The organism is Streptomyces sp. NPDC089919 (assembly GCF_040684615.1).
GTDB lineage: Bacteria > Actinomycetota > Actinomycetes > Streptomycetales > Streptomycetaceae > Streptomyces.
In genome coordinates this window covers 87,012-113,917 of record NZ_JBFBGK010000011.1, presented here as the reverse complement: position 1 = coordinate 113,917, position 26,906 = coordinate 87,012, and the positions used below count along the sequence as shown (strand labels likewise).

The following is a 26,906-nucleotide window of genomic DNA, read 5'->3' as shown; positions in this document are numbered from 1 at the left end:
CGGCGCCCTGGTCCTCACGGCGTGCGGTTCGGACGACAACAACGCCTCGCCGAAGGACGGCACCACCAAGGCCGCGGCCCCGACCACGACCGCCCCTTCACCCCCCAATCCGCAGGTCAACCGCAAGTTGACGGGCCGTTGCGGTGCGTGGTGGACTGCGCGGGCCATTGCGGCGGTAGGAGAGGAAGTCCGGTGTGAATCCGGCGCGGTCCCGCCACTGTCATCGGGGCGCCCCTGGGGGGCGGTCCGGGAGCCAGGAACTCTCACCGCCGGTTTACGTCGAACCAGGGCGCGGACCCTGAGTGAGGACATACCTGCCATGCGTGCCGATCGCGTTTTCGCGTACGGCGTGACGGCGGGCCTGATCGGCGACCGGATCCTTGGCGATCCGCGCCGCGGGCACCCCGTCGCGGCCTTCGGACGGGCCGCCGCCGCCGTGGAGCGCGCCCTGTGGCGCGACCACCGGGGCGCCGGAGCGGTGCACACCCTGGTGTGCGCCGGGGGCGCCGCCGCCCTGGGCGTGCTCGGCGCCCGCGCCGTCCGCTCCGCCCCCGCCGCCGTCCGGATCACCCTGACCGCCGCCGCCACCTGGGCCGTGGTCGGCGGTACCTCACTGGGCCGGGAGGCCCGGGCCATCGGCGGCGCGCTCGCCGCGGGGGACGTCGACGTGGCCCGGGAACGGCTTCCCCACCTGTGCGGCCGCGACCCGCAGGCCCTGGACGAACAGCAGATCGCCCGGGCCGTGGTCGAGTCGGTGGCCGAGAACACCTCGGACGCGGTGGTCGGGGCCCTCGTGTGGGGAGCCGCCGCGGGGGTGCCCGGGCTGCTCGCCTTCCGCGCCGTCAACACCCTGGACGCGATGGTCGGCCACAGGTCCCCCCGCCACCTGCGCTACGGCTGGGCCTCGGCCCGGCTCGACGACCTCGCCGGCTGGCCCGGCGCCCGGCTGACCGCCGCGGCGGCGGTGCTGGCCGGCCCGGACCGTCGGGGGGCGGTCCGGGCCTGGCGGCAGGACGCCGCCAAGCACCCCAGCCCCAACGCCGGCCCGGTGGAGTCGGCCTTCGCCGGCGCCCTGGGCGTCCGGATGGGCGGCACCCTCGCCTACGCCGGCCGCGTCGAGCACCGGCCGGTGCTCAACGGCGCCGGCCGGCCGGTGGACCTCCCCGACATCGAGCGGGCGGTCCGGCTGTCCCGGCGGGTCACCTGGCTCGCCCTGGCCGCCTGCGTGGCGGGCCGGGCGCTCGGCCACCTCCTGCGGACCCGTACGACGTCAGGTACACCAGCCACAGCAGGCACTCCACGGAAGGCGCGGGCATGAGCGGCACACGGCTGGGCGGCGGACTCCTCGTCGCCGGCACCACCTCCGACGCGGGCAAGAGCGTGGTCACCGCCGGCATCTGCCGGTGGCTGGCCCGCCAGGGCGTCAAGGTCGCGCCCTTCAAGGCGCAGAACATGTCGCTGAACTCCTTCGTCACCCGCGAGGGCGCCGAGATCGGCCGGGCCCAGGCCATGCAGGCCCAGGCGGCCCGGGTGGAGCCCACCGCCCTGATGAACCCGGTGCTGCTCAAGCCGGGCAGCGACCGCAGCAGCCAGGTCGTGCTGCTGGGCAAGCCGGTGGGCGAGATGAGCGCCCGCGGGTTCTTCGGCGGGATCGGGGGGTCGTCCCCCGGGAAGGCGCTCCAGGGTGGCCGGCAGGAGCAGCTGCTCGGTGTGGTGACGGACTGCCTGGAGCAGTTGCGGGGCACCTATGACGCTGTGATCTGCGAGGGGGCGGGCAGCCCGGCCGAGATCAACCTGCGGCGCACCGACATCGTCAACATGGGCATCGCGCGCGCCGCGCGCTTCCCCGTGGTCGTGGTCGGGGACATCGACCGGGGCGGGGTCTTCGCGTCCTTCTTCGGCACCACCGCGCTGCTGAGCGCGGCCGACCAGGAGCTGGTCGCCGGCTACCTGGTCAACAAGTTTCGCGGGGACGTCTCGCTGCTGGAGCCGGGCCTGGAGATGCTGCGCGGGCTGACCGGCCGCCAGACGTACGGCGTCCTGCCCTTCCAGCACGGCCTGGGCATCGACGAGGAGGACGGGCTGCGGGTCTCGCTGCGCGGCGCGGTCCGCGAGTCGGTGGTGGCCCCGCCGGTGGGCGAGGACGTGCTGCGGGTGGCGGTCTGCGCGGTGCCGCTGATGTCGAACTTCACGGACGTGGACGCGCTGGCGGCCGAGCCGGGCGTGGTGGTGCGCTTCGTGGACCGCCCCGAGGAGCTGGCCGACGCCGACCTGGTCGTCGTACCGGGCACCCGGGGCACCGTGAAGGCGCTGGAGTGGCTGCGGGCCCGGGGGCTGGCCGACGCGCTGGCCCGGCGGGCCGCCGAGGGGCGTCCGGTGCTGGGCATCTGCGGTGGCTTCCAGGTGCTGGGCGAGCACATCGAGGACGAGGTGGAGTCCCGGGCCGGCTCCGTCGAGGGGCTGGGCCTGCTGCCGGTGCGGGTCCGCTTCGCGCGCGAGAAGACCCTGGCCCGGCCCGTCGGGGCGGCCCTGGGCGAGCCCGTGGAGGGGTACGAGATCCACCACGGCGTCGCGGACGTGCAGGGCGGCGAACCCTTCTTGGACGGCTGCCGGGTGGGCTCCGTCTGGGGCACCCACTGGCACGGCTCGCTGGAGTCGGACGGCTTCCGCCGCGCCTTCCTGCGCCAGGTGGCCGCCGCGGCCGGCCGGCGCTTCGTACCGGCCCCGGACACGTCCTTCGGCACGCTCCGCGAGGAGCAGCTGGACCTGCTGGGCGACCTGATCGAGACCCACGCCGACACCGCAGCCCTGCTGCGGCTCATCGAGACCGGCGCTCCGGCCGGCCTCCCCTTCATCGCTCCGGGGGCACCCGCATGACCGTCCAGACCCAGTTCCCGTTCTCCGCGGTGGTCGGCCAGGACGACCTGCGCCTGGCGCTGCTGCTCAACGCGGTGAGCCCGGCCGTCGGCGGGGTGCTCGTCCGCGGCGAGAAGGGCACCGCCAAATCCACGGCCGTGCGGGCCCTGACGGCCCTGCTGCCGGCCGTCGAGGTGGTTCCCGGCTGCCGGTTCTCCTGCGCGCCGACCGCCCCGGACCCGGGCTGCCCGGACGGTCCGCACGAGGCCGCCCAGGGCGCCGCCCGGCCGGCCCGGATGGTCGAACTGCCCATCGGCGCCTCGGAGGACCGCCTGGTCGGCGCCCTGGACATCGAGCGGGCGCTGGCCGAGGGCGTGAAGGCCTTCGAGCCGGGCCTGCTGGCCGACGCGCACCGCGGGATCCTGTACGTCGACGAAGTGAATCTCCTCCACGACCACTTGGTGGACGTGCTGCTGGACGCGGCCGCGATGGGCGCCTCGTACGTCGAGCGCGAGGGCGTCTCGGTGCGGCACGCGGCTCGGTTCCTGCTGGTCGGGACGATGAACCCGGAAGAGGGCGAGCTGCGGCCGCAGTTGCTCGACCGGTTCGGCCTGACGGTGGAGGTCGCGGCCTCCCGGGAGCCGCGGCAGCGGGTCGAGGTGGTCCGCCGCCGGCTGGCGTACGAGGACGATCCGGCGGGCTTCGCGGCCCGCTGGGCGGACGAGGAGGCGGCGGTGCGGAGCCGGGTGGTCGCCGCCCGCGCCCTGCTGCCGCAGGTCCGGCTCGGGGACGCGGCCATGCTGCGGATCGCGGCCGTGTGCGCCGGGTTCGAGGTGGACGGCATGCGCGCCGACATCGTGATGGCCCGTACGGCCGTGGCGCTCGCCGCCTGGGCCGGCCGGACGGAGGTCCGCAAGGAGGACGTCCGGCAGGCCGCGCTGCTGGCGCTGCCGCACCGTCGGCGGCGCAATCCGTTCGACGCCCCCGGCCTGGACGAGGAGAAGCTGGACCGGATCCTCGACGAGTTCCCGGACGAGGAGCCGGAGCCCGAGCCGGAGCCGGAGGGTCCCGGTGACGGGGACGGCGACGGGCCGGACGGCGGCGGGGACGGCGGCCCGGACGGCGGCGGGGTGCCCCCGCAGGGCGGCGGACACGAGGAGAGCGGCCCCCCGGACGCGGCGGACGCGCCGGAGGCGCCGGCGGCCCCCGAGCAGCCCGAGGCGCCGGCCCCGGAGGAGCCCGCCCCGGCCGCCGCAGGGGCGCCCGAGCAGGCTCCGGTACGGGCCGCGGAGCCCTTCCGGACCCGGATGCTGAGCGTGCCCGGGCTGGGCGAGGGCGCGGCCGGACGGCGCTCCCGGGCCCGGACGGCGCACGGCCGCACCACCGGTTCCCAGCGGCCCCGGGGCCAGCTGGGCAAGCTCCATCTGGCCGCGACCGTGCAGGCGGCGGCCCCGCACCAGCGGGCCCGCGGCCGCAGCGGCCCGGGCCTGGTGCTGCGCCGGGACGACCTGCGGCAGGCCACCCGGGAGGGGCGGGAGGGCAACCTCGTGCTGTTCGTGGTGGACGCCTCGGGCTCGATGGCGGCCCGGCAGCGGATGGGCGCCGTCAAGGGCGCGGTGCTCTCGCTGCTGCTCGACGCCTACCAGCGGCGCGACAAGGTCGGCCTGATCACCTTCCGCGGCAGCGCGGCGGAGCTGGCGCTGCCGCCCACCTCCTCGGTGGACACCGCGGCGGCCCGGCTGGAGCTGCTGCCCACCGGCGGCCGGACGCCGCTGGCCGCCGGCCTGCTCAAGGCCCATGAGGTGCTGCGCATCGAGCGGTTGCGCGACCCGTCCCGGCGGCCGCTGCTGGTCGTGGTCACCGACGGCCGGGCCACCGCCGGTCCGGACGCGGTGGGCCTGGCCGGCCGGGCGGCCCGGCTGCTGGCCGCCGGCGGGACCGCCTCGGTGGTCGTGGACTGCGAGAGCGGCCCGGTGCGGCTGGGCCTGGCGGGGCGGCTCGCGGCCGACCTCGGCGGGACCGCGGTGACCCTGGACGGGCTGCGCGCCGATGCGATCGCGGGCCTGGTCAAGGACGTACGGACGCACGAATTCAGCCACAGCAACAGGAGGGCCGCGTAATGCCTCAGGGACAGCCGACCGTCGTTCCGGACGACGGTCTCACCACGCGCCAGCGCCGCAACCGCCCGCTGGTCTTCGTCCACACCGGCCCGGGCAAGGGCAAGTCCACGGCCGCCTTCGGCCTGGCGCTGCGGGCCTGGAACCAGGGCTGGCCGATCGGGGTGTTCCAGTTCGTCAAGTCCGCCAAGTGGAAGGTCGGCGAGGAGAACGCCCTCAAGGCGCTCGGCGAGACGGGCAAGGGCGGCAGTGTCGTCTGGCACAAGATGGGCGAGGGCTGGTCCTGGGTGCAGCGCGACGCGCAGCTCGACAACGAGCAGGCCGCGCGGGAGGGCTGGGAGCAGGTCAAGCGGGACCTGGCCGCCGAGACCCACCGGCTGTACGTCCTGGACGAGTTCGCCTACCCGCTGCACTGGGGCTGGATCGACGTGGACGAGGTCATCCAGGTGCTGCGGGACCGTCCCGGTCAGCAGCACGTGGTCATCACGGGCCGCAACGCGCCGGAGAAGCTGGTGGAGTTCGCGGACCTGGTCACCGAGATGACCAAGGTCAAGCACCCCATGGACACCGGCCAGAAGGGCCAGAAGGGCATCGAGTGGTGAGCACCCTGCACGTCCCGCGGCTGGTGGTCGCCGCGCCCTCCTCGGGCAGCGGGAAGACCACGGTCGCGACGGGTCTGATGGCGGCCTTCGCCGAGCGGGGGCTGGCCGTCTCCCCGCACAAGGCCGGCCCGGACTACATCGACCCGGGCTACCACGCGCTTGCGACCGGACGGCCCGGGCGCAACCTCGACGCGTTCATGTGCGGTCCGGAGCTGGTGGCTCCGCTCTTCGCGCACGGGGCGGCGGGCTGCGACCTGGCCGTGGTCGAGGGCGTGATGGGCCTGTACGACGGGGCCGCCGGCCGGGGCGAGCTGGCGTCGACGGCGCACGTGGCGAAGCTGCTGCGGGCGCCGGTGGTGCTGGTGGTGGACGCGTCCTCGCAGTCGCGGTCGGTGGCCGCGCTGGTGCACGGCTTCGCCTCCTTCGACCCGCAGGTGCGGCTCGGCGGGGTGATCTTGAACAAGGTCGGTTCGGACCGGCACGAGGCGATGCTGCGGGAGGCGCTGGAGGAGGCCGGGATGCCGGTCCTGGGCGTCCTGCGGCGGGCGCCGCAGGTGGCCGCGCCGTCGCGGCACCTGGGGCTGGTGCCGGTGGCGGAGCGGCGTGCGGATGCCGTGTCCTCCGTCGCCGCCCTTGCCGAGCAGGTCCGCGAGGGCTGCGACCTCGACGCGCTCATGGCGTTGGCGAAGTCGGCGCCGCCGCTCGCCTGCGAGGCCTGGTCGCCGGCCACGGCGGTGGCGGGGGTCGGCCCTGCGGGGCTCTCCCCCAACCCGCCCTTCCACCGTTCCCCGGGGCTCCGCCCCGGACCCCGCGCCTCAGACGCCGGCGAGGCTGGATTCGGCGGGCGGCCGGTCATCGCCGTCGCCGGTGGGTCGGCGTTCACGTTCTCGTACGCCGAGCATGCGGAGTTGCTGACGGCGGCGGGGGCCGAGGTGGTGGCGTTCGATCCGCTGCACGACGAGGCGCTGCCCGCGGGGACCGCCGGGCTGGTGATCGGGGGCGGGTTCCCCGAGGTGTACGCCCACGACCTGGCGGCGAACGAGCCGCTGCGCCAGGCCGTGGCGGCGCTGGCGGCGAGCGGGGCGCCGGTGGCGGCCGAGTGCGCGGGGCTGCTGTACCTGGCCCGCTCGCTCGACGGGAAGCCGATGTGCGGGGTGCTGGACGCCGACGCGCGGATGTCGGAGCGGCTGACCCTGGGCTACCGGGAGGCCGTCGCGCTCACCGACAACCCGCTGGCCGCGGCCGGCACCCGGCTGCGCGGCCACGAGTTCCACCGCACGGTGACCGAGCCCGGCGCGGGCGCCTCGCCGGCCTGGGGCTTCACGCACCCGGAGCGCCGGGTCGAGGGCTTCGTCCAGGGCGGGGTGCACGCCAGTTACCTGCACACGCACTGGGCGGCGGAGCCGGCCGTGGCCCGGCGCCTGGTGGCGGCGGCCCGGGCGGCCGGTCCGGGGTGAGCGGGCCGGCCGGACGCTCACTCCGCGGCGATGCCCACCACCAGCCAGATGCCCAGCACTCCCCCGACCGTGCACAGCAGGGTCGACAGGGCCGGGTGCCGGTGGTGGGCCTCGGGCAGGATCTCGGCCGCCGCGAGGTAGAGCAGGGCCCCGGCGAAGAAGCCGAGGTACCCGCCGAGCGGTTCCTCCGGAAGGGTGAACAGCAGAGTGGACGCCGCGCCCACCACGGGAGCCAGGGCGTCCGCGAAGAGCATCATCAGCGCCTTGCGCCGGGCGTTCCCGTACAGGCTGGTGAGCGTGTACGTGTTGAAGCCGTCGGCGAAGTCGTGGGTGATCACGGCCAGTGCCACGGCCGTGCCCATCCCACCGCCCACCTCGAAAGCGGCGCCGAGGGCGACGCCGTCCATCAGGCTGTGGCCGACCATGGCCGCGGCGGCGGTCAGGCCCACCTGCGGCACCCGGCCGCCGTGCGGGGCCTCGCCGGGGTCGCCGTGGGCGTGGCCGTGGGAGTGCCCGCCGGCGCCGTTCGCGGCCCCGTGGGCGGCCTGGCGGACCGCCAGCAGCCGTTCCACCACGTGTGCCACCAGGAAGCCGCCGACGAACAGCAGGAGCGCCGCGGGCACCCCGAAGACCTTGTCGCCCGCCGCCTCCAGCGCCTCGGGCAGCAGGTCGAGCCCGACCACGCCGAGCATCAGCCCGCCCGCGAGGCCGAGCACCAGATGCCTGCGGTCGGTCACCCGCTGCGCCGTCCACCCGCCCGCCAGCGTCATGAGGAACGCGCCCAGAGCCACGATCACCGCCATAGGCCCCTGCTTACCGACTGCCGGTGCTCCGCGCACATCCGCGCGGCCGGGCGGCGGGCCCACCGTTGACCATTTGGTCGACGCCGGTGGATCATCGCTGGTCCCCCCACAGTTCGAGAGGACCTCGCTTTGATAGGTCTCATATCGCGACCCGGCCCCTCCCGGGTCGTCGTCGGCGTCGGTGCCCGTGCGGGCGTGTCCGTGGAAGAGGTCTGCGCGGTGGTCGAGGACGCGCTGGCCGGGGTCGGTCTGACGCCGGCGTCGGTGACCGCGCTCGCCACCGTCGAGACGAAGGCCGGGGAGGCGGGCATCGTCGGTGCCGCCGCCCGGTACGGCGTCCCCCTGGTGTCGTACGACACCCGGACGCTGGCCTCGGTGGCCGTACCGCATCCGTCGGAGGAGGTGCGGTCGGTGACCGGGACGCCCTCGGTGGCGGAGGCGGCCGCCCTCGCCGGGGGTGGTGAGCTGCTGGTGCCGAAGCAGCGGTCGGCGCAGGCGACCTGTGCGGTGGCGACCGCCGGCCGGCACGCCGCCGCGCCGGACCTGCGGCACCACGGCGACGCGGAGGTGCGGGGCGTCGCGGGGCTGGTCGACCTGGCGGTGAACGTCCGCTCGGACACGCCTCCGCAGTGGCTCAAGCACGAGATCGCCACGTCCCTGGACGGCCTCGCGGCCTATCCGGACGGGCGGGCCGCACGGGCCGCGGTGGCCGAGCGGCACGGCCTGCCGGTGGAGCGGGTGCTGCTGACGGCCGGGGCCGCGGAGGCCTTCGTGCTGCTGGCGCGGGCGCTGCCGGTGCGGCGGCCGGTGGTGGTGCACCCGCAGTTCACCGAGCCGGAGGCGGCCCTGCTGGATGCGGGGCACCGGGTGGAGCGGGTGCTGCTGCGGGAGGAGGACGGCTTCCTGCTGGACCCGGCGGCGGTGCCCGAGGACGCCGATCTGGTGGTGGTCGGCAATCCGACCAACCCGACCTCGGTGCTGCATCCGGCGCGGACGCTGGAGCGGCTGGCCCGGCCGGGCCGGATCCTGGTGGTGGACGAGGCGTTCATGGACGCGGTGCCCGGCGAGCGCGAGGCGCTGGCCGGACGGACCGACGTACCGGGGCTGGTGGTGCTGCGCAGCCTGACGAAGACCTGGGGGCTGGCGGGCCTGCGGATCGGGTACGTGCTGGCCGAGCCGGAGACGATCGCGCTGCTGGAGCGGGCCCAGCCGTTGTGGCCGGTGTCGACCCCGGCGCTGGTCGCGGCGGAGGCCTGCGTCTCGGAGCGGGCGCTGGCGGAGGCGGAGGAGGCGGCCCGGCGGATCGCCGTGGACCGGGACCACCTGCTGGCGGGGCTGGCGGAGTTCGAGGAGATCCGGGCGGTGAAGCCGGCCGAGGGGCCGTTCGTGCTGATCCGGCTGGACCGGGCGGACGAGGTCCGGGAGCGGCTGCGGAAGCTGGGCTTCGCGGCCCGCCGCGGGGACACCTTCCCGGGGCTGGGGCCGGACTGGCTGCGCCTGGCGGTCCGGGACCGGGCGACCACCGGCCGCTTCCTCCAGGCCCTGGACCAGGCCCTGGCGCTGCTGACGCGCTGAGACGGCGAGGGGGAGGACGCCCTGTACCGACGTCCTCCCCCTGGTTCTGCGGCCCCCCGGCCGTTCCCCCTCGGGCCGGTCAGACGCCGCGGCGGCCCCGGCCGCCGCGGGTGACGACCAGCGCGCCCGCGCCGACGCCGAGCAGGATCAGCGCTCCCCCGGCGACGTAGGGCGTGGCCGAACTGCCGCCGGTCTCGGCGAGGTTGCCCTGCGGCTTCACGTCCGGCGCCGGGGTGTGGGCGGGCTTGCTCGGGGTGGGCGTGGCCGAGGGGGACGGAGCGCCGGCCGGGGTCCGGCAGGTGGCCTGGACCAGCACGACCTCGCCGGTCACCTCGGCGACGTTCAGGTTGAGCGGGTTGACCGAGACCTTGAGCCGCAGGGCGGTGGCGGCGGCGGTCCGGGAGGTGGTCTCGGTGCTGGACAGGTCGAGGCGGACCTCGCCGACCGCGGGGACCGCGACCTTGGTGGTGCCGCCCGAGGAGAGGGTGACCCGCTTGCCGAGCACGGTCACGGCCCCGAGCACGTTGGACTCGGCCACCGGGCGGCGGCCGGCCTCGCAGACGGCCTTCGAGGTGACCTCCTCGACCTGGATCAGGGAGAGCAGCGGCAGGCCGGGGACGTGCACCCGGGCGTTGACCAGGCGGGCGGAGCCCTCGGCCCGCTCCTTGTCGGCGGTGGCCTTCGCGCTGGCCACGTCCGCCCGCAGGACGTCGACCGGCTTGCCCTTCTCCACCCCGTCCAGGGTCACCGTCAACGCCGTCTTCTCGGCGGCGGCGGGGGCCTGCACCTCGTTCAGGGTGGCCTTCAGGGGCAGGTGCACGGTCTTGTTGAGAAGGCCCACGTCCAGTCCGGCACGCAGCACGACGGCGCTCGCCCGCCCGTCCCCTCCGGTGGCGTGCGCGGGGCCGGCGGTGAGCAGCGCGGTGGGACCCGCGACGAGTGCCGCGGCGGCCAGCGCGGCGGAGGAACGGCGTGCGGGCATGCGGAAGGTGTTGCTGTTCAAGGTGGTGGAACCCCCAAGGAGTTATGGAGCCCCCGGCGCCGCCAATGGGGGACATTGCGCGCGCCGACGGCCTCGACCCCGGAATACTTACGCACTGAGGGTGAACGGACAGCCACCTGGCGTGAGTTCACTCCAAAGGGGGGTTTCCGCGTACATATTCGAATCTATGGGCACGCAACGCCCCAGCCACCCCGGCCGTCACACCATTGGACGGCACGCGCCGGTCCGCACGCCGCCCGCGGAGCGATCCCAACGACCGCGGGCCCGGCGGGGTAACGCCTCGTCAACCGGCGTACCGCACCGGGCCCGGCACGTGACCCGTGGTCGTTATCCCGCGATCCGGCCGTTCAGGACCACCCGCCGCGGCCGGGCCAGTTCGGTGACGTCCGCGCGGGGGTCGGCCCCGTACACCACCAGGTCGGCGGGGGCGCCCTCGTCCAGCCCCGGCCGGCCGAGCCAGCTGCGGGCGCGCCAGGCGGTGGCCGCGAGCGCGTCCGTCGCGGGGATGCCGGCCTTGACCAGTTCGGCCACCTCCTCGGCGACCAGGCCGTGCGGCAGCGAACCGCCGGCGTCGGTGCCCACGAAGACCGGCACGCCCGCGTCGTAGGCCGCCCGCACCGTGTCGTACCGGCGCTCGTGGAGCCGGCGCATATGGGCGGACCAGCGCGGGAACTTGGCCTCGCCGCCGTCCGCGAGGTGCGGGAAGGTCGCGATGTTCACCAGCGTGGGCACGATCGCCACACCCCGCTCGGCGAAGAGCGGGATGGTGTCCTCGGTGAGGCCGGTGGCGTGTTCGATGCAGTCGATGCCCGCCTCGACCAGGTCGCGCAGCGAGTCCTCGGCGAAGCAGTGGGCGGTGACCCGGGCGCCCAGCCGGTGCGCCTCCGCGATGGCCGCCTCGACCTCGGCCCGGGGCCAGCAGGCCGTCAGGTCGCCCGCGTCCCGGTCGATCCAGTCGCCGACCAGCTTGACCCAGCCGTCGCCCCGCTTGGCCTCCTGGCCGACGTACGCGACCAGGTCCGCCGGCTCGATCTCATGGGCGTAGTTGCGGATGTAGCGGCGGGTGCGGGCGATGTGCCGGCCGGCCCGGATGATCTTCGGCAGGTCCTCCCGCTCGTCGATCCAGCGGGTGTCGGAGGGCGACCCGGCGTCCCGGATCAGCAGGGTGCCGGCCTCCCGGTCGGTGAGCGCCTGCTCCTCGCTGACGGCGTCGTCCACCGGGCCGTGCCGGTCGAGCCCCACGTGGCAGTGGGCGTCGACCAGACCCGGCAGCACCCAGCCCTCGACGGTGGTGACCTCGCGGGCGGAGAGCGGGCGTTGGTAGGAGATGCGTCCCCCGACGACCCAGAGCTCGTCGCGGACCTCGTCGGGTCCGACGAGCACCCGCCCCTTCACATGCAGTACGGCGTGATCGCTCATGTGCGGCACTGTACGCAGGTGCTCGATAGGCTCGGGGCGGTAGTCCCTGACGAAGAGAGCCGATGTGCGCACCACCGCGAACCACCCCCTCCTTGACCTGCCGCCGCTGACCCCGGAGCGCTTCGCCTCGATCGAGCGGGGGGTCGCGGAACTCCTCGGCACCCGCGCGGACGTGGTCGTCACGCAGGGCGAGGCGCTGCTGCCGCTGGAGGGCTGCATCCGGTCGGGGGCGCGGCCCGGTTCGACCGCGCTGAACGTCGTCACCGGCCCCTACGGCACCACCTTCGGCAACTGGCTGCGGGACTGCGGTGCCGAGGTCGTGGACCTGGCGGTGCCCTTCGACACGGCCGTCTCCGCGGAGCAGGTCGCCGAGGCGCTGGCGGCCCGTCCGGAGATCGACTTCGTCTCCCTGGTGCACGCGGAGGCGGCCACCGGCAACACGAACCCGGTCGCCGAGATCGGCGAGGCGGTGCGCGCCCACGGCGCGCTCTTCATGCTGGACGCGGTCGCCTCGGTCGGCGCCGAGCCGCTGCTGCCGGACGCCTGGGGCGTGGACCTGTGCGTGATCGGCGCGCAGAAGGCGATGGGCGGCCCGGCCGGCGTCTCCGCCGTCTCGGTCAGCGAGCGCGCCTGGGAGCGCTTCGCCGCCAACCCGGCCGCGCCGCGCCGCTCGTACCTCTCCCTGCTGGACTGGAAGGAGCGCTGGATCGACGGCGGCCGCAAGGCCCTGCTGCACGCCCCGGCCCAGCTGGAGATGCTGGCCCTGGAGGCCTGCCTGGAGCGGATCACGACCGAGGGCCTGCCCGCGCTGATGCGCCGGCACACCGCCGCGGCCACCGCGACCCGCGCCGGCGCCGCCGCCCTCGCGGGCCTGGCCCCGTACGTCGGCGACGTCCGCGCGGCCGCCCCGGTCGCCACCACCCTGCGGGTCGACGCGGGCCTGGACGCCTCGGCGCTGGTGGCCAAGGCCCTGGCCGGAGCACCCGGAGCCCCCCTGGTGGCCGGCGGCGGCGCCCTGGCGACCTCGATGATCCGCGTCAACCACTACGGCCCCGACGCCTCCCTGGCAGCCGTCCTGGCCTCCCTGACCGCCCTGGCCGGCGCCCTCGCCACCCCGTCGGAAGAGGCCCTGGCCACGGCCACCGCCGCCTGGGAGTCCGCCCTCACCGCCTGACCCGTGCGCCCGCCGCGGTAGGCCGCCGGCGGCCTACCGCCCCCCGTCACCCCCCGAGCACATCCAACAGCCGGTCCACATCCCCCACCGTGTTGTACAGATGGAAGGAAGCCCGCAGCGACCCCGCCCGGGCGGCGGTGTACACCCCCGCCGCCGCCAGCGCCTCCTGCCGGTCCCCGACTCCCGGGACGGACACGATCGCGGAGTCACCGGGCACCGGCTCGTGCCCGAGCGAGGCGAGACCGGCCCGGTAGCGGGCGGCGAGCGCGGTGTCGTGGGCGTGCACGGCGGCGATGCCCACCCGCTCCAGCAGCTCCAGCGAGGGGGCCGCCGCGTGGTACGGCAGGAAGGGCGGGGCTGCATCGAAGCGCCGGGCGTCCGGGGCGAGTTCGGTGACCGGCCCGTAGGTCGAGTCCCATATCGACGCCCCCGCTACCCAGCCCGCGAAGAGCGGCACCAGGGACTCCTGGGCCTCCTCGGTGACGGTCAGGTAGGAGGCGCCCCGGCCGCCGAGGAGCCACTTGTAGCCGGCCGTCACGGTGTAGTCGTACCGTCCGGCCTCGAAGGGCAGCCAGCCGGCCGCGTGGGTGGCGTCGATCAGGGTGCGGGCGCCGTGCGCCGCCGCGGCGGCGCGGACCGCGGCCAGGTCCCCGGTCCGGCCGTCGGCGGACTGGACCGCGCTCAGGGCCACCAGCGCGGTCTCCGGGCGGACCGCCTCGGCCAGCGATTCGAGCGGGGCGAAGCGGACCTTGAGGTCGTCCCGGACCGAGAACGGACTGATGAGCGAGGAGAAGTCCCCTTCCGGGAGGAGGACTTCGGCGCCGGCCGGCAGGGCGGCCGAGATCAGGCCGACATGCGTGGAGACCGCCGCGCCCAGCGCCACCCGGCCCGGGGCCACGCCCACGAGCCGGGCGAAGGCCGCGCGGGCGGCCTCGACGGTCTCGAAGCTGCCGAATCCTTCGGGGGTCCCGGCCTGGCCGGCGTCGGCCAGCGCCCGGACCGCCGCCGCCGACCGGCGCGGCAGCACGCCGGTCGTGGCGGTGTTGAGGTAGGTGGTGGTGTGCCCGAACTCGGCACGGATGACGTCGGCGAACGCGATCGGCTCCATGCGCCCACTCTGCGCCAGGAGCTACCCAAAGTCTATTGAGTATCTTTACATGATCCCCATAAGGATCACTTATCTATCGCTCCTCGCGCCGGCGCCGGCGCCGGATCCGGCCGGGCGGCTCAGCCCTGGGGGACCGCGCAGGCGCCGTCGGGCTCGCAGGCCTCGCCGGCCGGGGCGGCGGCGGTCAGCTCGCGGCCCGCCCAGGCCTGCTCCAGGGCCTGGGTGAACACCTCGGCGGGCTGCCCGCCGGAGATGCCGAAGCGGCGGTCCAGGACGAAGAACGGCACGGAGTTCGCGCCCAGTTCGGCCGCCTCCCGCTCGTCCTCCCGCACCTGCTCGGCGTAGGCGCCCTCGTCGGCCAGGACCGCACGCGCCTCGGCCTCGTCCAGCCCGGCCTCGACGGCGAGGGCGAGGAGCACCTCCGGGTCGAACACCGAGCGCTGCTCGGCGAAGTTGGCCCGGTAGGCGAGGTCGAGCAGCTGCTCCTGGCGGCCCCGCGCGGCGGCGAGGTGCAGCAGGCGGTGGATGTCGAAGGTGCTGCCGTGGTCGCGGCCCTCGGTGCGGTACTCCAGGCCCTCGGCGCGGGCGTTGGCGGCCACGTGCTCCTCCATGCCGCGGGCCTCGTCGAGGGTGCGGCCGTACTTCTTCGCCAGCATCTCGACCACCGGTGCGGTCACGCCCCGGGCGGCGCGGGGGTCGAGCTCGAAGGAGCGGTACACGACCTCCACCTGGTCCTTGTGGGCGAAGGCGGCCAGCCCCTTCTCGAAGCGGGTCTTGCCGATGTAGCACCACGGGCAGGCGATGTCGCTCCAGATCTCGACGCGCATGTGACTTCTCTTCTCCCGGTGACGAGGCATGGTTGCGGAGGGATCGCCTCCGCCGGACATGTCCAACCTTCAACGGCCCCCGGTCATTCCGTGGCCCCGGTCACACCACCTCGAGCCACAGCACCAGGTGGGAGCCGGCCCGGTGCCCGGCGTCCGGCTGCCAGCCCTGGGCGGCGTAGAAGGCCTGGGCGCGGAGGTTGTGCTCGTAGACCTCCAGGCGCACCCGGTCGGCGCCGCGCTCGCGCCAGGCGTCCAGGCAGGCGGCGTGCAGGGCGGCGCCGATGCCGTGCCGCCAGTGCCCCGGGTCCACGTGCAGCTGGGTGAGGGTCATGACCCCGTCGACCGGGCGGAAGGCGGCGACCCCGGCCACGGCGCCGTCGCGCTCGGCGCAGAGCACCCCGCCCTCGGTGCGCTCGATGGCCCGGGCCCAGGCCTCCCGGCCGCGGGCGAGCTCGGCCTCGCCGCCGTACTCCTCCTGGGGGATCCGCCCGCGGTAGTAGGTGGCCCGCGCCCGGGTGTGGAGGGCGGCGATCGTGTCGAGGTCGCCCGGCCGGGCGTTTCTGATCATGGGGAGGAGAACGCGCCGGGCCCGTGTTCGGTTCCCGGCGCGCTCCCCCGCCGTCGCGATCCGGCTGCGCGCGGTCCGGCTACGAGCGCAGGGCCGCGGCCATCATCTTCTGGGCCACCGGGGCGGCCAGCTTGCCGCCCGCCACCTCGGAGCGCTCGGTGTCGGAGTTCTCGATGATCACGGCCACCGCGACCTGCTTGCCGTTCGCCTTGCCGTAGGAGGTGAACCACGCGTACGGCTTCTTGCTGTTGTTCACGCCGTGCTGGGCGGTGCCGGTCTTGCCGCCGACCTCGGCGCCCGGGACCTTGGCGTTGCCGCCGCCGCTGGTCTCCTCGACCACCGTCTTCATGGTCTCCCGCAGCAGCTCGGCGGTGCGCTCGCTGACCACCTGCTTGGACGGCGCGTCCTTGAAGCTCTCGAGGACGTTGCCGTTCGCGTCGGTGACCTCCGAGACCATGTGCGGGGCGACCAGCTTGCCACCGTTCTCCAGGGCGGCGGAGACCATCGCCATCTGCAGGGGCGTGGCGGTCACGTCGAACTGGCCGATACCCGTCAGCGCGACCAGGTCCCTGGAGGCCTTCTTCGTCGGGTAGACGCTGGGGTAGGCCCGGACCGGGATGTCCTGCTTCGGGTCGTTGAAGCCGAACTTCTCGGCCATCGCGCGCATCTTGTCCTGGCCCAGCTTGTAGGCGATGTTCGCGAAGACGTTGTTGCAGGAGTACTGCATGGCGGTGCGCAGGCTGGCGTTCTCGCAGGGCGCCGACTTGTTCTCGTTCTCCAGGACCGTGCGGGTGCCGGGGAGGGTGTACGGGTTGGGGCTGTCGGTGGGCACGTCCACCGAGTCGTACAGGCCGTTCTCCAGCGCCGCGGCGGCGGTGACCAGCTTGAAGGTCGAGCCGGGGGCGAGCGGCTGGCGCAGCGCGCGGTTGGTCATCGCCGCGCCCTCGTTGGCCGAGAGCTGGGCCCAGGCGTCCTTGTCGTTGCTGCCGGCGATCCGGCCCGGGTCGTAGGACGGGTTGCTCACCACGCCGAGGACCGCCCCGGTGGCCGGGTCGATGGCCACGGCCGCGCCGGTCTTGCCCTTGAGGGCGGCGTAGCCGGCCTTCTGGACCTCGGGGTCGATGGTGGTGAGGACGTTCCCCGGGTCGGCGCGCTTGCCGGTGAGCGCGTCGAGCGGGTTCTTGAGCCGGTTGTCGGAGCCGTTGAGGATCCCCTGGTACAGGTTCTCCAGCTGGGTGGCGCCGTAGACCTGGGAGCTGAAGCCCGTGACGGGGGCGTAGAGCGGTCCGTCGGTGTAGGTCCGCTGGTAGGCGAAGTCTCCTGCGTCCACCTTCTTCGATCCGGTGACGGCCTTGCCGCCGACGATGATGTTGCCGAGCGGGGCCGCGTACTGCGCGATCTTCGTCCGGCGGTTGTTCTTGTTGTCCGCGAGCGCCGTGCCCTCGTACGCCTGCACCCAGGTGACCCGCACCAGCAGGGCCAGTACCAGCAGCAGACAGAAGACCGACGCACGCCTGATCGTCTTGTTCATCCCTTACAGGGACGCGCGAGCCGCCCCGGGCGTTCCGTTCTGCCCGGGTTGTGGCCGGGTTCTCACTGTTTCCTCATGTGCCGGCGCGGGCGGCGGGGGCCTCAGAGCCGCCGGGTCGCGACCATCAGGCGGTCCCGGGCCCCGAACAGCGCCTCCCGGATCGTGCGCTCGTGCTCCGGGGTCAGCCGGGCGCCCGGCACCGAGCAGCTGATGGCGTCCCGCGCCGGGCTGCGGTACTCGATCGCCACGCCGAAGCAGCGCAGCCCGAGGGTGTTCTCCTCGCGGTCCACGGCGTAGCCCTGCTCCCGGACCAGCGCCAGCTCCTCGATCAGCTGCTCGCGGTCGGTGATGGTGTGCTCGGTGACCGGCTCCAGCCGCTCGGGCAGCATCCGGCGCACCTGCTCGTCGGTGTGCGTGGCCAGCAGCGCCTTGCCCAGCGCCGTGGAGTACGCGGGCAGCCGGCGGCCGACCCGGGTGAAGGGCCGCAGGAAGTGCTGGGACTGCCGGGTCGCGAGGTAGACCACGCTGGTGCCGTCCAGCCGGGCCAGGTGGATGGTCTCGGTCGTGTCGTCCGAGAGGCGGTCCAGCGCCGGCCGGGCGGCGGCCACGACCTCGTCGCCGTCGATGTACGAGTTGCCCACCAGCAGGGCGCGTACGCCGATGCCGTACCGGGTGCCGGTGGCGTCGGTCTCCACCCAGCCGAGGTCGACCAGGGTGCGCAGCAGCATGTACAGGCTGGACTTGGGGAAGCCGGTGCCCTCCTGGACGGCCGCCAGGCTGTGCAGCCCGGGCCGGCCCGCGAACCACTCCAGCAGCACCACCGTCCGCACGGCGGACTTCACCGGCGCCGCGCCCGTCTCTGCTGTCGTCATGCGCATCGCCCCTCTGCCACCGGGCCCCCGCGGGCGGCGGCCGGCAACCGGCCCGGCCCGAGGGTCCCTTGTCAACGCGGATCACGCGGAAATAGAGTCCGCACCATATTCGCCCGGTTCAGCGAGCGGAACAGCGTTCAGCATACTGAACGCGCGATCCTGGAGGCAGTGCGCAATGGCAGCAACACCAGTCTGGAGTGTGGACCCCCGCACCGGGAAGCAGCTCGAACAGGTTGCGGCGGAGGCCACATCCCAGGAGGTGGACGGGGCCGTCCGGGCGGCCCACGCGAGCCGGGCCGCCCTGGCCGACCGGCCGACGCGGATCGCGTTCCTGCGCGCCGCCGCCGACCTGCTGGACGCCTCGGCCGCGGCGATCGTGGCCGCGGCCGACGCCGAGACGGCCCTCGGCCCGGTCCGGCTGACCGGCGAACTGGCCCGGACCACCTACCAGTTGCGGGCCTTCGCGGACAGCGTCGAGGAGGGTTCCTACCTCGACGTGCGGATCGACCGCGCCGATCCGGGGCTCGCCCCGCCACGGCCCGAGCTGCGCCGCTACAAGATCCCGCTCGGCGTGGTCGCGGTGTATGCCGCCTCCAACTTCCCGCTGGCCTTCTCGGTGCCCGGCGGCGACACCGCGAGCGCGCTGGCGGCCGGCTGTCCGGTGGTCGTCAAGGCGCACCCGGACCACCCGGCCACCTCCGCGCTCTGCGCCTCGCTGCTGCGCCGGGCCGCGCGCGAGAGCGGGCTGCCGGAGGACGTGGTGGCCGTGGTGCACGGCTTCGAGGCCGGCGTCGAGCTGGTGCGGCACCCGCTGGTGGCCGCGGCCGGCTTCACCGGCTCGATCCGCGGCGGGCGGGCCCTCTTCGACGCCGCCGCCGCGCGGCCGGTGCCGATCCCCTTCCACGGCGAGCTGGGCTCCCTCAACCCGGTCGTGGTCACCCCGGCCGCCGCCGCCGAGCGCGCCGAGGAGATCGGCGAGGGGCTGGCCGGCGCGATGACCCTCGGCCAGGGGCAGTTCTGCGTCAAGCCCGGGCTGGTCCTGGTCCCGGAGGGTCCCGACGGCGACCGGCTGGCCGACGCCCTGACCACCGCGGTCGCCAAGACGGCTCCGGGCGTCCTGCTGGACCACCGGATGCGGGCGGACTTCATCCGCGGCACCCAGGAGCGCGGCGCCCTGCCCGGGGTCGCCGCCCCGGTGGCGCCCGGCGCCGGCCCCGGCGAGAGCGCCGCCGAGGGCCACACGGTCACGGCCGGGTACCTCACCGTCCCGGCCCGGCTGCCGGCCGGGGACGAGGCGTACGGGCTGCTCCTGGAGGAGTGCTTCGGACCGGTCACGGTCCTCGCCCGGTACGCCGGCCCGGACGAGGCCGGTGCGGTGCTGCGCCGGCTGCCGGGCAACCTGAGCGCCACCCTCCAGCTGTCGGCCGCCGAGGCGGCGGGCCGCGAGGGCTCCGCCGCCGCGCTGGTCGCCGAGGTCACGGCGCTGGCCGGCCGGGTACTGGTCAACGGCTGGCCCACCGGCGTCGCGGTCGCCCCCGCCCAGCACCACGGCGGCCCCTACCCGGCGGCCACCTCGCACTCCACCTCGGTCGGCGGCACCGCCATCGAACGCTGGCTCCGCCCGGTCGCGTACCAGTCGGTGCCCGACGCCCTCCTCCCCCCGGAACTCCAGGAGGCCAACCCGCTGGGGCTGCCGCGACGACTGGACGGCGGCCCGGTCTCCCAGTAGGGCCCCCAGCGGGTGGTCGTGGTGTGCGGGGCCGGTGGTAATTGCGTTGCCGCCCGGTCCCGCCGCCCGCCACCCTGTCCCCCATGCCGCAACCTTTCGGATTCACGTACGAGCAGCGCGGTGACGGCAGTGTCGTCATCACCCACCGGGGCCGCGCCGCCGGGACCCTGCGCGGGGGCCGGGCCCAGAAGTTCCTCGACGAGGTGACCGGGGGCGACGCCCAGCTGGTCATGGCCCGGTGGACGGGGGCGTACAAGTTCGGCAACGAACGCATGGCCCGCAACCACCCCCGCAACCGCGGCTGACGCCGCGCGGGCCCCGCCCGGCGGGCCGCCGCAGGGCCGCTCGAAACTCCCTCGAAGCTCGTCGAAGGCAAGGGAACGGCAAAGGTCATTCGGTCGTTCACCGGTCATGACCGCTATGACCCCTGGTTCGAACCTGCCGCTGAACACCGTCCGCGTGACGGTGGACGTGGCCGCTCCGGTCCGCCTGGACGTGTCGGGGCTGCTGCTCGGCGCGGACGGCAAGGTCCGTTCCGACGCCGACTTCATCTTCTACAACCAGCCCACCGGCCCCGGGGTCACCTACCGGTCCGGCGGCGGCACGGCGCCCGACGCGATCGTGGTGGACACCGCCGCGGTCCCGCCGGGCATCGAGAAGATCGTGGTCACGGCCAGCCCCGACGCGGCCGGCCAGAGCTTCCAGGGCATCGAGCCCACCGCCACGGTCCGCAACGCCGACGACGGCGCCGTGATCGCCACCTTCACCCCGCCCCGGCTGGGCACCGAGACCGCCCTGGTGGTCGTCGAGGTCTACCTCCGCGGCGGGGCCTGGAAGGTCCGCGCGGTGGGCCAGGGGTACGCCGACGGCCTGGCCGGCATCGCCACCGACTTCGGCGTCTCGGTCGACGAGGAGCCGGCCGCCGCACCCGCCGCCCAGGCCCCGGCCGCCCCGCCGGCGCCCACCCCCGCCCCGGCCACAGCCCCGGCCTGGGGCGCACCGACCAGCCCCGCCGCGCCGTCCGCGCCGCCGGCGCCGCCCTCCTGGGAGCAGCCTCCGGCCGCCCCCGCCTGGGGCACCCCCGCCGCCCCGCCGGCCCCGGCCGCCGCGCCCGCGCCCACCGGGAAGATCAACCTCGACAAGGGCCGGGTCAACCTCCAGAAGAACCAGACGGTGTCCCTGGTCAAGGGCGGCCGGCCGCTGCTCTCCCAGGTCAAGATGGGCCTCGGCTGGGAGCCCGCCTTCCGCGGCAAGGACATCGACCTCGACGCCTCGGTGATCGCCTACGGCCCCCAGCGCAACCACCTCGACAGCTGCTACTTCGGCAAGCTGACGATCCTGGGCGGGTCGGTCAAGCACTCCGGCGACAACCTCACCGGCGACGGCGCCGGGGACGACGAGGTCATCGTGGTGGACCTGGGCCGGCTGCCCGCCGAGGCCACCGGCCTGGTCTTCACGGTGAACTCCTTCTCCGGCCAGAAGTTCACCGAGGTGGCCAAGGCCTACTGCCGGCTCATCGACGCCGCCACCGGCGAGGAGCTGGTCCGCTTCGACCTCACCTCCGCCGAGCCGCAGACCGGCGTCATGATGGCCAAGCTGATCAAGCAGTTCTCCGGGGAATGGGAGATGACGGCCATGGGAGAGTTTGTGAAGTCCCGCACAGTCCGGGGCATGGTCAAGCCCGCTGCGCAGGCACTTTGAGCGACGGGCGGGCCCGCAGGTGACACAGTCCACGGCCGTTCGGGCGTCGCTGTCAGTGCCCGCCCGTAGCCTTGGAGGCATGTACCGCACTCCTCCTCCCACGGGCCCCGCCCGCCCGTCCGCCGCCGAGGCGAACGAGGCGATACGGCTGCTCGTGGCGACCCGCGGGGACGGGGAGTGGCCCTCGGAGGCGTACGAGTTCCTGCTGGCCGAGTGGGCGAGCGGGGTGGGCGCGGCGCCCGAGCCCGTCGCCCTCGGCTGACCCGCTCCCGCCCAGCCCGCCCGGCCACCGGCCGTGGCCGGGTCCGGCCGCCCCGCGGCCGGACCCGGCTGCGGGGCTCAGTGCTCGTGCCGGGCCCGGCGCCGCCAGGGGCCGGTGATGGCCAGCATGATCCCGGGCGTCTGGATGTTGGCGAAGAGCGTGCGGCCGTCGGGCGAGAAGCAGACCCCGGTGAACTCCGAGTACTCCGGCTCCTCCGGGGTGCCGAGGTTCAGCTCGTTGCGCGCCAGCGGGTAGGTCTGCCCGGTCTCGGTCGCCCCGAAAAGGTGCTGCACGCCCTCGCCGTCCTCGGCGATGACCAGACCGCCGTAGGGCGAGACCGTGATGTTGTCCGGCCCGTCGAAGGCCCCGTCGGCCGCCGGGTCGGCGTTGACCCCGAGCAGGACGGTCAGCCGGACCGTGCGGCGCTTGGGGTCGTAGAACCACACCTGCCCGTCGTGCGGGGCGCCCGGGCTCTCCTCGCGCGCGTAGGACGAGACGAAGTACGTGCCGCCGTCGGCCCACCACATCCCCTCGAGCTTGCGGGCCCGGGTGATCTCGCCCTCCCCGAACTGCTTGCGCACCGAGGTGGTCCGGCCGTCGCGGTCCGGCACGTCCACCCAGTCCACCCCGTAGACCGTGCCGATCCGGGTGGCCCGGGAGAGGTCGTCGACGAACCGGCCCGCGCTGTCGAAGCACTTGGGCGCCTGGAGCACGCCCGCGTCGGCGGCCAGCGTGCGCAGCCGGCCGCGGCCGTGCCGGAAGCCGGTCGGCGGCACCCAGCGGTAGAGCAGGCCGTTCGGGCCCGAGGCGTCCTCGGTCAGGTAGGCGTGGCCGCTCCGCGGGTCGATGACCACGGCCTCGTGGGCGTACCGGCCGAAGGCCTTGACCGGCTGCGGGGAGCGGTTGGCGCGGGCGTCGGCCGGGTCGACCTCGAAGACGTAGCCGTGGTCCTTGGTCATGCCGTTCTTGCCGGCCAGGTCCTCGGTCTCCTCGCAGGTCAGCCAGGTGCCCCAGGGGGTGCTGCCGCCGGCGCAGTTGGTCGAGGTGCCGGCGATGCCGACCCACTCGGCGACCTGTCCGCCGCGGCGGACCTCGACGACCGTGCAGCCGCCCGCCGCGGCCGGGTCGTACACCAGGCCCTCGGTGAGCGGGACCGGGTGCTCCCACAGGGAGCGGGGGCCCTTCAGCTCGTGGTTGTTCACCAGCAGGGTGACGTCCCGGTGGCCCTGGAAGGCGGCCGTGCCGTCGTGGTTGGAGGGCGTGAACTCACCGCTCTCCAGCCGGGTGACGCCGCTGTGGGTCAGGACGCGGTACGTGAAGCCGGCGGGCAGCGCGAGCAGGCCGGCCGGGTCGGGGACCAGCGGGCCGTACCCCGGCTCGCAGTGCCGGCCGCCCGACTCGGTCTGCTCGGCGGCGAGCGCCCCTGGGGCGGTGGCCAGGGCGCCTACCGCGCCGGTGAGCGCGATCCCGGCCCCGGCGACGGCGGAGCGGGCGGTGAATTCCCTGCGGCTGAGCGGCATCGGTTCTCCTTGTGGGGACGGACGCGGGTGCCTGGCTTGTCGGCGGACAGGCTCCCGCCCCTTTCTGAACGGGAGTTGAACGCCCCGCAAGCCTGCCGTGTCCGCTCCCCGCCGTCGCGGGGCAGATCCGGCCACCGCCGCCGGCCGTCGGCTACCCTCGCGTCGACCGCGCCTTGAACGCCGCCTTCCGGGCCTCCTTCGCGGCCTTCTTGTCGGGGTGCAGGGTGCCCATGGCCTCCAGGACCTCGGTGACGGCCGGGTGGTCCACCCGCCAGACCGCGTCGAAGAAGCCGCCGTGGCCGCCGGTCAGGCCGGTCATCAGGGCGGCCAGCTCCTCGGGGTCGCCGTCGGCGGCCAGTTGGGCGGCGAGGGTGTCCACCGCGAGCCAGAAGACCATGTCCTCGCCCGGCGCCGGCACGTCGGCCGCGCCCCGCTCCACCAGCCACACCCGGGCCAGCCCGCCCAGCTCCCGGTCGGCCAGCACGGCCCGGACCGCGGGCTCGGCGCCCGGCCCGGCCAGTGCCAGGGCCTGCTGGCAGCCCAGCCGCCGCAGCGGGGCGCCGGCGTCGGTGCCCTTCGCCGCGGCCAGCAGGTCGGCCGCCGCCGCGACGGGGGCCCGTCCGGCCAGCCACAGCTCGATCTCCGCCCGGGCCGCCGCCTCGGGGAACAGTGCCACCGCGTCCAGCAGGGCGTCCGCGCCCTTCTCGGCCAGCTCGCCGACGGCCGGCGCGGTCACCCCGGCCTCCAGCATCCGGGCCCGGATGCCGAAGAGCCCGAGCGGGGTGAGACGGACCATGCCGTAGCGGGCGATGTCCTCCTCCTCGGCGGCGCCGTCCGGGCCGGCTCCGGCCGCCGCCAGCTCCTCGTCGTCCGCCTCGGCCATCAGCTCCTCGTCCACCGGCCGGAACTCCACCAGCCCGATCGGCTCCAGGGTCCGGAACTGGTCGTCCAGCCGCATCATCGCGTCCGAGACCTGCTCCAGCACGTCGTCGGTGGGCTCGGACATGTCCTCGGGCACGATCATCGAGGCGGCCAGCACCGGCAGCGGCACCGGTCCCTCGCCCGCCCCGCCCTCGGCGACGGTCAGCAGGTACAGGCTCGTCAGGACCTCGTCCAGGAACTCCTCTTCGGCCTCGGGGTCCCAGTCCAGTCCGGCGAAGTCGATCTCGTCGCCGGACTCGAGGGCGTCGACCAGGTCGTCGAGGTCGGGGACCGCGGCGTCGGCCAGGACCGTCTCCAGCGCCGCGAGCCACAGCCCGAGGACGTCCCCGGGCGCGCCCGCGACCACGGCGAGTTCGGCCCCGGCGCGGGCCGTGCCGCCCTCGGCCTCGGCGCCCTCGGCGGGGTCGGTGACCTCGACCAGGCCGGTGTCGACGGCGATCCGCCAGGCCTCGCTGGCGCAGGCGTACGCCTCGTCGTCCGCACCCAGCCCCAGGGCCGCGGCGGCCGCGGGCAGCTGTTCCGTGAGGAGTTCGCCGCCGGCGCCGACGCGGGTGGCCGGGCCGGCCCAGCGGGCGATCCGGACGGCCCGCCCGAGCAGCGGCGACGCCAGGGCCTCGCGGGCCAGTTCCGCCTCGGACGGCAGTCGCACCGGCGGCAGCGGGGAGCGCTCTGCGGACATGGCTGGTTCTCCTCAGGTGGAGCGGGGTGCGGATCGGCGGGCCCGGGGTGCCGGACCGGCGCCGGGACCGCCCCAGGGTAGACGCAATTCGCCCCATCCCGTCCGGTTCATATGCCCTTCAACCGCCGTACCCCCGCCCGGCCTTGACAACTGGCATGGACACACAAGAGATTGACGCGCGTAGATCTCGAACAGGGATCCACCGACCACTTTTCGCTCCGCCCCCTCATCGACACCGGAGTCCTGCCCATGCGTTCCCGTCCCATCGTGACCGGATCCATTCCCCGTTCCGCCGCCGTCGCCTCCGTCGTGGCCGCCGCCCTCGCCGCCGGCCTGCTCGCCGGTTCCGCGTCCGCCGCCGAGGCCACCGCGGACGACGCGACCGCCGCGATACGCATCCACGACATCCAGGGCACCACCCGCGTCTCCCCGCTGGTCGGCCAGCAGGTCACCGGCGTCACCGGCATCGTCACCGGCGTCCGCACCTACGGCTCCCGCGGCTTCTGGATGCAGGACCCCGACGCCGACGACGACGCCGCGACCAGCGAGGGCGTCTTCGTCTTCACCAGCTCGGTGCCGACCGTCGCCGTGGGCGACGCGGTCTCCGTGGCCGGCCTGGTGGGCGAGTACGTCCCCGGCGGCCTGACCTCGGGCAACCAGTCGGTGACCCAGATCAGCAAGCCCAAGGTCACCGTGGTCTCCTCCGGCAACGCGCTGCCCGAGGCCGTGCAGGTCAACGAGTACTCGGTGCCCGCGCAGTACGCCCCGGAGGGCGACCCGGCCGCGGCCGGCAGCATCAACGGCCTGACCCTCGACCCGGCCACCTACGCCCTGGACTACTACGAGTCCCTGGAGGGCATGAACGTCCGCATCGGCACCTCCCGGGTCGTCGGCGCCACCGACCCGTACGCCGAGCTGTGGGTCACCGTGAAGGGCTGGGAGAACACCGCCCGCCGCGGCGGCACGCTCTACGGCTCGTACGAGTCCCAGAACACCGGCCGCCTCCAGATCCAGCAGCTCGCCCCGCTGGCGCAGCAGCCGTTCCCGAAGGCGGACGTCGGCGACAAGCTGACCGGCGTCACCGAGGGCCCGCTGGACTTCAACCAGTTCGGCGGCTACACGCTGGTGGCCCGCACCCTGGGCACCGTCCAGTCCAAGGGCCTGGAGCGCGAGAAGACCAAGGCGCAGCAGCCCGGTGAGCTCGCGGTCGCCACGTACAACGTGGAGAACCTCGACCCGACCGACCCGCAGGAGAAGTTCGACGCGCTGGCCAAGGCCGTCGTCGAGAACCTCGCCTCCCCCGACATCGTCGCCCTCGAGGAGATCCAGGACGACAACGGCGCCAAGAACGACGGCACCGTCTCCGCGGGCGAGACCATCCGCAAGTTCACCGACGCGATCGTGGCCGCGGGCGGCCCGGCCTACCAGTGGCGTTCGATCGACCCGGTGAACCTCAAGGACGGCGGCGAGCCCGGCGGCAACATCCGCCAGGTCTTCCTCTTCAACCCGGAGCGGGTCTCCTTCACCGACCGCGACGCGGGCGACTCCACCACCGCCAACGGCGTGGTGCGCCTGAACGGCCACGCGGCGCTGACCCACTCCCCCGGCCGGATCGACCCCGCCAACCCGGCCTGGGACGACAGCCGCAAGCCGCTGGCCGGCGAGTTCGTCTTCCGCGGCCGCAAGGTCATCGTGATCGCCAACCACTTCTCCTCGAAGGGCGGCGACGAGGGCCTGACCTCGGTCCACCAGCCGCCGGTGCGCTCCTCCGAGGCCAAGCGCCTGCTCCAGGCCCAGGCCGTGAACGGCTTCGTCAAGGACATCCTGGCGACGGAGAAGAACGCCGAGGTCATCGCCCTCGGCGACATCAACGACTTCGAGTTCTCGGGCACCGCGCAGGCCCTCCAGGACGGCGGCGCGCTCTACTCGGCGATCCGCTCGCTGCCCCGCGCGGAGCGCTACTCGTACGTCTACCAGGGCAACGCCCAGGTGCTGGACCAGATCCTGGTCAGCCCGGCGGTGAAGAACTACGCGTACGACAGCGTGCACATCAACGCGGAGTTCGCGGACCAGAACAGCGACCACGACCCGCAGGTCCTGCGCTTCCGCCCGTAATGCCCGCTGCCGCCCGCGGACCCTTGCATCCGACCCGGAAACGGGC

The 26,906-nt window shown here is 74.7% G+C and carries 22 protein-coding genes and 1 riboswitch; of the genes, 12 read left to right on the top strand and 10 right to left on the bottom strand.

All coding sequences use genetic code 11. The annotated features are described in order from the left end of the window. Window positions 1–156 precede the first annotated feature (156 nt). Window positions 157–286, top strand: a riboswitch (cobalamin riboswitch). 33 nt (window positions 287–319) lie between these two features. The 5 genes from AB0O40_RS07725 to AB0O40_RS07705 are packed head-to-tail and all read left to right on the top strand — an operon-like array spanning window position 320 to window position 7,032. Next, window positions 320–1,318, top strand: a complete 999-nt coding sequence (locus AB0O40_RS07725) for a cobalamin biosynthesis protein (RefSeq protein ID WP_365036726.1) — start codon at window positions 320–322, stop codon at window positions 1,316–1,318. An 11-nt stretch (window positions 1,319–1,329) separates the two neighbouring features. Next, entirely contained in the window at window positions 1,330–2,877 is a 1,548-nt protein-coding gene (locus AB0O40_RS07720) for a cobyric acid synthase (RefSeq protein ID WP_365036743.1), read from the top strand. Beyond that, window positions 2,874–4,976 (top strand): putative cobaltochelatase, encoded by a 2,103-nt coding sequence (locus AB0O40_RS07715; RefSeq protein WP_365036724.1) that lies wholly within the window; start codon window positions 2,874–2,876, stop codon window positions 4,974–4,976. Before AB0O40_RS07720 ends, AB0O40_RS07715 begins: the two co-directional genes overlap by 4 nt. Further along, window positions 4,976–5,575: a cob(I)yrinic acid a,c-diamide adenosyltransferase gene (gene cobO / locus AB0O40_RS07710; protein WP_365036722.1), complete on the top strand. Its 600-nt coding sequence runs from the start codon at window positions 4,976–4,978 to the stop codon at window positions 5,573–5,575. The genes AB0O40_RS07715 and cobO overlap by 1 nt, the downstream gene beginning before the upstream one ends. Next, window positions 5,569–7,032 (top strand): cobyrinate a,c-diamide synthase, encoded by a 1,464-nt coding sequence (locus tag AB0O40_RS07705; RefSeq protein ID WP_365036720.1) that lies wholly within the window; start codon window positions 5,569–5,571, stop codon window positions 7,030–7,032. Before cobO ends, AB0O40_RS07705 begins: the two co-directional genes overlap by 7 nt. Window positions 7,033–7,049: 17 nt before the next feature. Here AB0O40_RS07705 and AB0O40_RS07700 read toward each other — a convergent pair whose 3' ends face one another. Continuing rightward, the gene (locus AB0O40_RS07700) at window positions 7,050–7,835 is read right to left on the bottom strand and encodes a ZIP family metal transporter (RefSeq protein WP_365036718.1); all 786 of its coding nucleotides are present in this window, start codon (window positions 7,833–7,835) and stop codon (window positions 7,050–7,052) included. Window positions 7,836–7,976: 141 nt separating this feature from the next. On the opposite strand from AB0O40_RS07700, the gene cobC reads away from it, so the two are divergent. Beyond that, window positions 7,977–9,410 (top strand): Rv2231c family pyridoxal phosphate-dependent protein CobC, encoded by a 1,434-nt coding sequence (gene cobC, locus AB0O40_RS07695; protein ID WP_365036741.1) that lies wholly within the window; start codon window positions 7,977–7,979, stop codon window positions 9,408–9,410. A gap of 79 nt (window positions 9,411–9,489) precedes the next feature. Here the strand turns inward: cobC and AB0O40_RS07690 are convergent, their stop codons facing one another. Both AB0O40_RS07690 and AB0O40_RS07685 read right to left on the bottom strand, forming a co-directional pair. Next, window positions 9,490–10,392: an SCO1860 family LAETG-anchored protein gene (locus AB0O40_RS07690; RefSeq protein ID WP_365036716.1), complete on the bottom strand. Its 903-nt coding sequence runs from the start codon at window positions 10,390–10,392 to the stop codon at window positions 9,490–9,492. A gap of 348 nt (window positions 10,393–10,740) precedes the next feature. Continuing rightward, the gene (locus AB0O40_RS07685) at window positions 10,741–11,832 is read right to left on the bottom strand and encodes an amidohydrolase family protein (RefSeq protein ID WP_365036714.1); all 1,092 of its coding nucleotides are present in this window, start codon (window positions 11,830–11,832) and stop codon (window positions 10,741–10,743) included. 64 nt (window positions 11,833–11,896) lie between these two features. On the opposite strand from AB0O40_RS07685, the gene AB0O40_RS07680 reads away from it, so the two are divergent. Next, the gene (locus tag AB0O40_RS07680; protein WP_365036712.1) at window positions 11,897–13,006 is read left to right on the top strand and encodes an aminotransferase class V-fold PLP-dependent enzyme; all 1,110 of its coding nucleotides are present in this window, start codon (window positions 11,897–11,899) and stop codon (window positions 13,004–13,006) included. A gap of 46 nt (window positions 13,007–13,052) precedes the next feature. On the opposite strand, the gene AB0O40_RS07675 is transcribed toward AB0O40_RS07680, so the two are convergent. The 5 genes from AB0O40_RS07675 to AB0O40_RS07655 form a co-directional block, all read right to left on the bottom strand. Continuing rightward, on the bottom strand, window positions 13,053–14,114 hold the full coding sequence (locus AB0O40_RS07675) for an aminotransferase class V-fold PLP-dependent enzyme (RefSeq protein WP_365036710.1): 1,062 nt from the start codon (window positions 14,112–14,114) through the stop codon (window positions 13,053–13,055). 119 nt (window positions 14,115–14,233) lie between these two features. After that, a complete protein-coding gene (locus AB0O40_RS07670; protein WP_365036708.1) occupies window positions 14,234–14,941 on the bottom strand; it encodes a DsbA family oxidoreductase in 708 nt (235 codons plus the stop codon). Window positions 14,942–15,041: 100 nt separating this feature from the next. Next, entirely contained in the window at window positions 15,042–15,509 is a 468-nt protein-coding gene (locus AB0O40_RS07665) for a GNAT family N-acetyltransferase (protein WP_365036706.1), read from the bottom strand. Between the two features lie 79 nt (window positions 15,510–15,588). After that, on the bottom strand, window positions 15,589–17,040 hold the full coding sequence (locus AB0O40_RS07660) for a penicillin-binding protein 2 (protein WP_365036704.1): 1,452 nt from the start codon (window positions 17,038–17,040) through the stop codon (window positions 15,589–15,591). A 101-nt stretch (window positions 17,041–17,141) separates the two neighbouring features. Beyond that, window positions 17,142–17,912, bottom strand: a complete 771-nt coding sequence (locus tag AB0O40_RS07655) for an IclR family transcriptional regulator (RefSeq protein WP_365036702.1) — start codon at window positions 17,910–17,912, stop codon at window positions 17,142–17,144. A gap of 175 nt (window positions 17,913–18,087) precedes the next feature. On the opposite strand from AB0O40_RS07655, the gene AB0O40_RS07650 reads away from it, so the two are divergent. The 4 genes from AB0O40_RS07650 to AB0O40_RS07635 all read left to right on the top strand — a co-directional run bounded on the left by AB0O40_RS07650 (window position 18,088) and on the right by AB0O40_RS07635 (window position 21,604). Then, window positions 18,088–19,641: an aldehyde dehydrogenase (NADP(+)) gene (locus tag AB0O40_RS07650; RefSeq protein WP_365036700.1), complete on the top strand. Its 1,554-nt coding sequence runs from the start codon at window positions 18,088–18,090 to the stop codon at window positions 19,639–19,641. A gap of 83 nt (window positions 19,642–19,724) precedes the next feature. Then, entirely contained in the window at window positions 19,725–19,946 is a 222-nt protein-coding gene (locus AB0O40_RS07645; protein ID WP_365036699.1) for a hypothetical protein, read from the top strand. Between the two features lie 106 nt (window positions 19,947–20,052). After that, window positions 20,053–21,342 carry a TerD family protein gene (locus AB0O40_RS07640; RefSeq protein WP_365036697.1) on the top strand — a complete coding sequence of 430 codons (1,290 nt, stop codon included), beginning with the start codon at window positions 20,053–20,055 and terminating at the stop codon, window positions 21,340–21,342. Window positions 21,343–21,421: 79 nt separating this feature from the next. Then, window positions 21,422–21,604 carry a hypothetical protein gene (locus AB0O40_RS07635; RefSeq protein ID WP_365036695.1) on the top strand — a complete coding sequence of 61 codons (183 nt, stop codon included), beginning with the start codon at window positions 21,422–21,424 and terminating at the stop codon, window positions 21,602–21,604. A gap of 77 nt (window positions 21,605–21,681) precedes the next feature. On the opposite strand, the gene AB0O40_RS07630 is transcribed toward AB0O40_RS07635, so the two are convergent. Together AB0O40_RS07630 and AB0O40_RS07625 are read right to left on the bottom strand one after the other, a co-directional pair. Beyond that, complete coding sequence (locus AB0O40_RS07630; RefSeq protein WP_365036693.1) at window positions 21,682–23,124, bottom strand: alkaline phosphatase PhoX; 1,443 nt, start codon at window positions 23,122–23,124, stop codon at window positions 21,682–21,684. 151 nt (window positions 23,125–23,275) lie between these two features. After that, window positions 23,276–24,745, bottom strand: coding sequence for a hypothetical protein (locus AB0O40_RS07625; protein WP_365036691.1), 1,470 nt, complete (start codon window positions 24,743–24,745; stop codon window positions 23,276–23,278). A 249-nt stretch (window positions 24,746–24,994) separates the two neighbouring features. Between AB0O40_RS07625 and AB0O40_RS07620 the strand changes: the two genes are divergently transcribed. Next, window positions 24,995–26,860 carry an endonuclease/exonuclease/phosphatase family protein gene (locus AB0O40_RS07620; RefSeq protein WP_365036689.1) on the top strand — a complete coding sequence of 622 codons (1,866 nt, stop codon included), beginning with the start codon at window positions 24,995–24,997 and terminating at the stop codon, window positions 26,858–26,860. The last annotated feature ends 46 nt before the right edge of the window (window positions 26,861–26,906 follow it).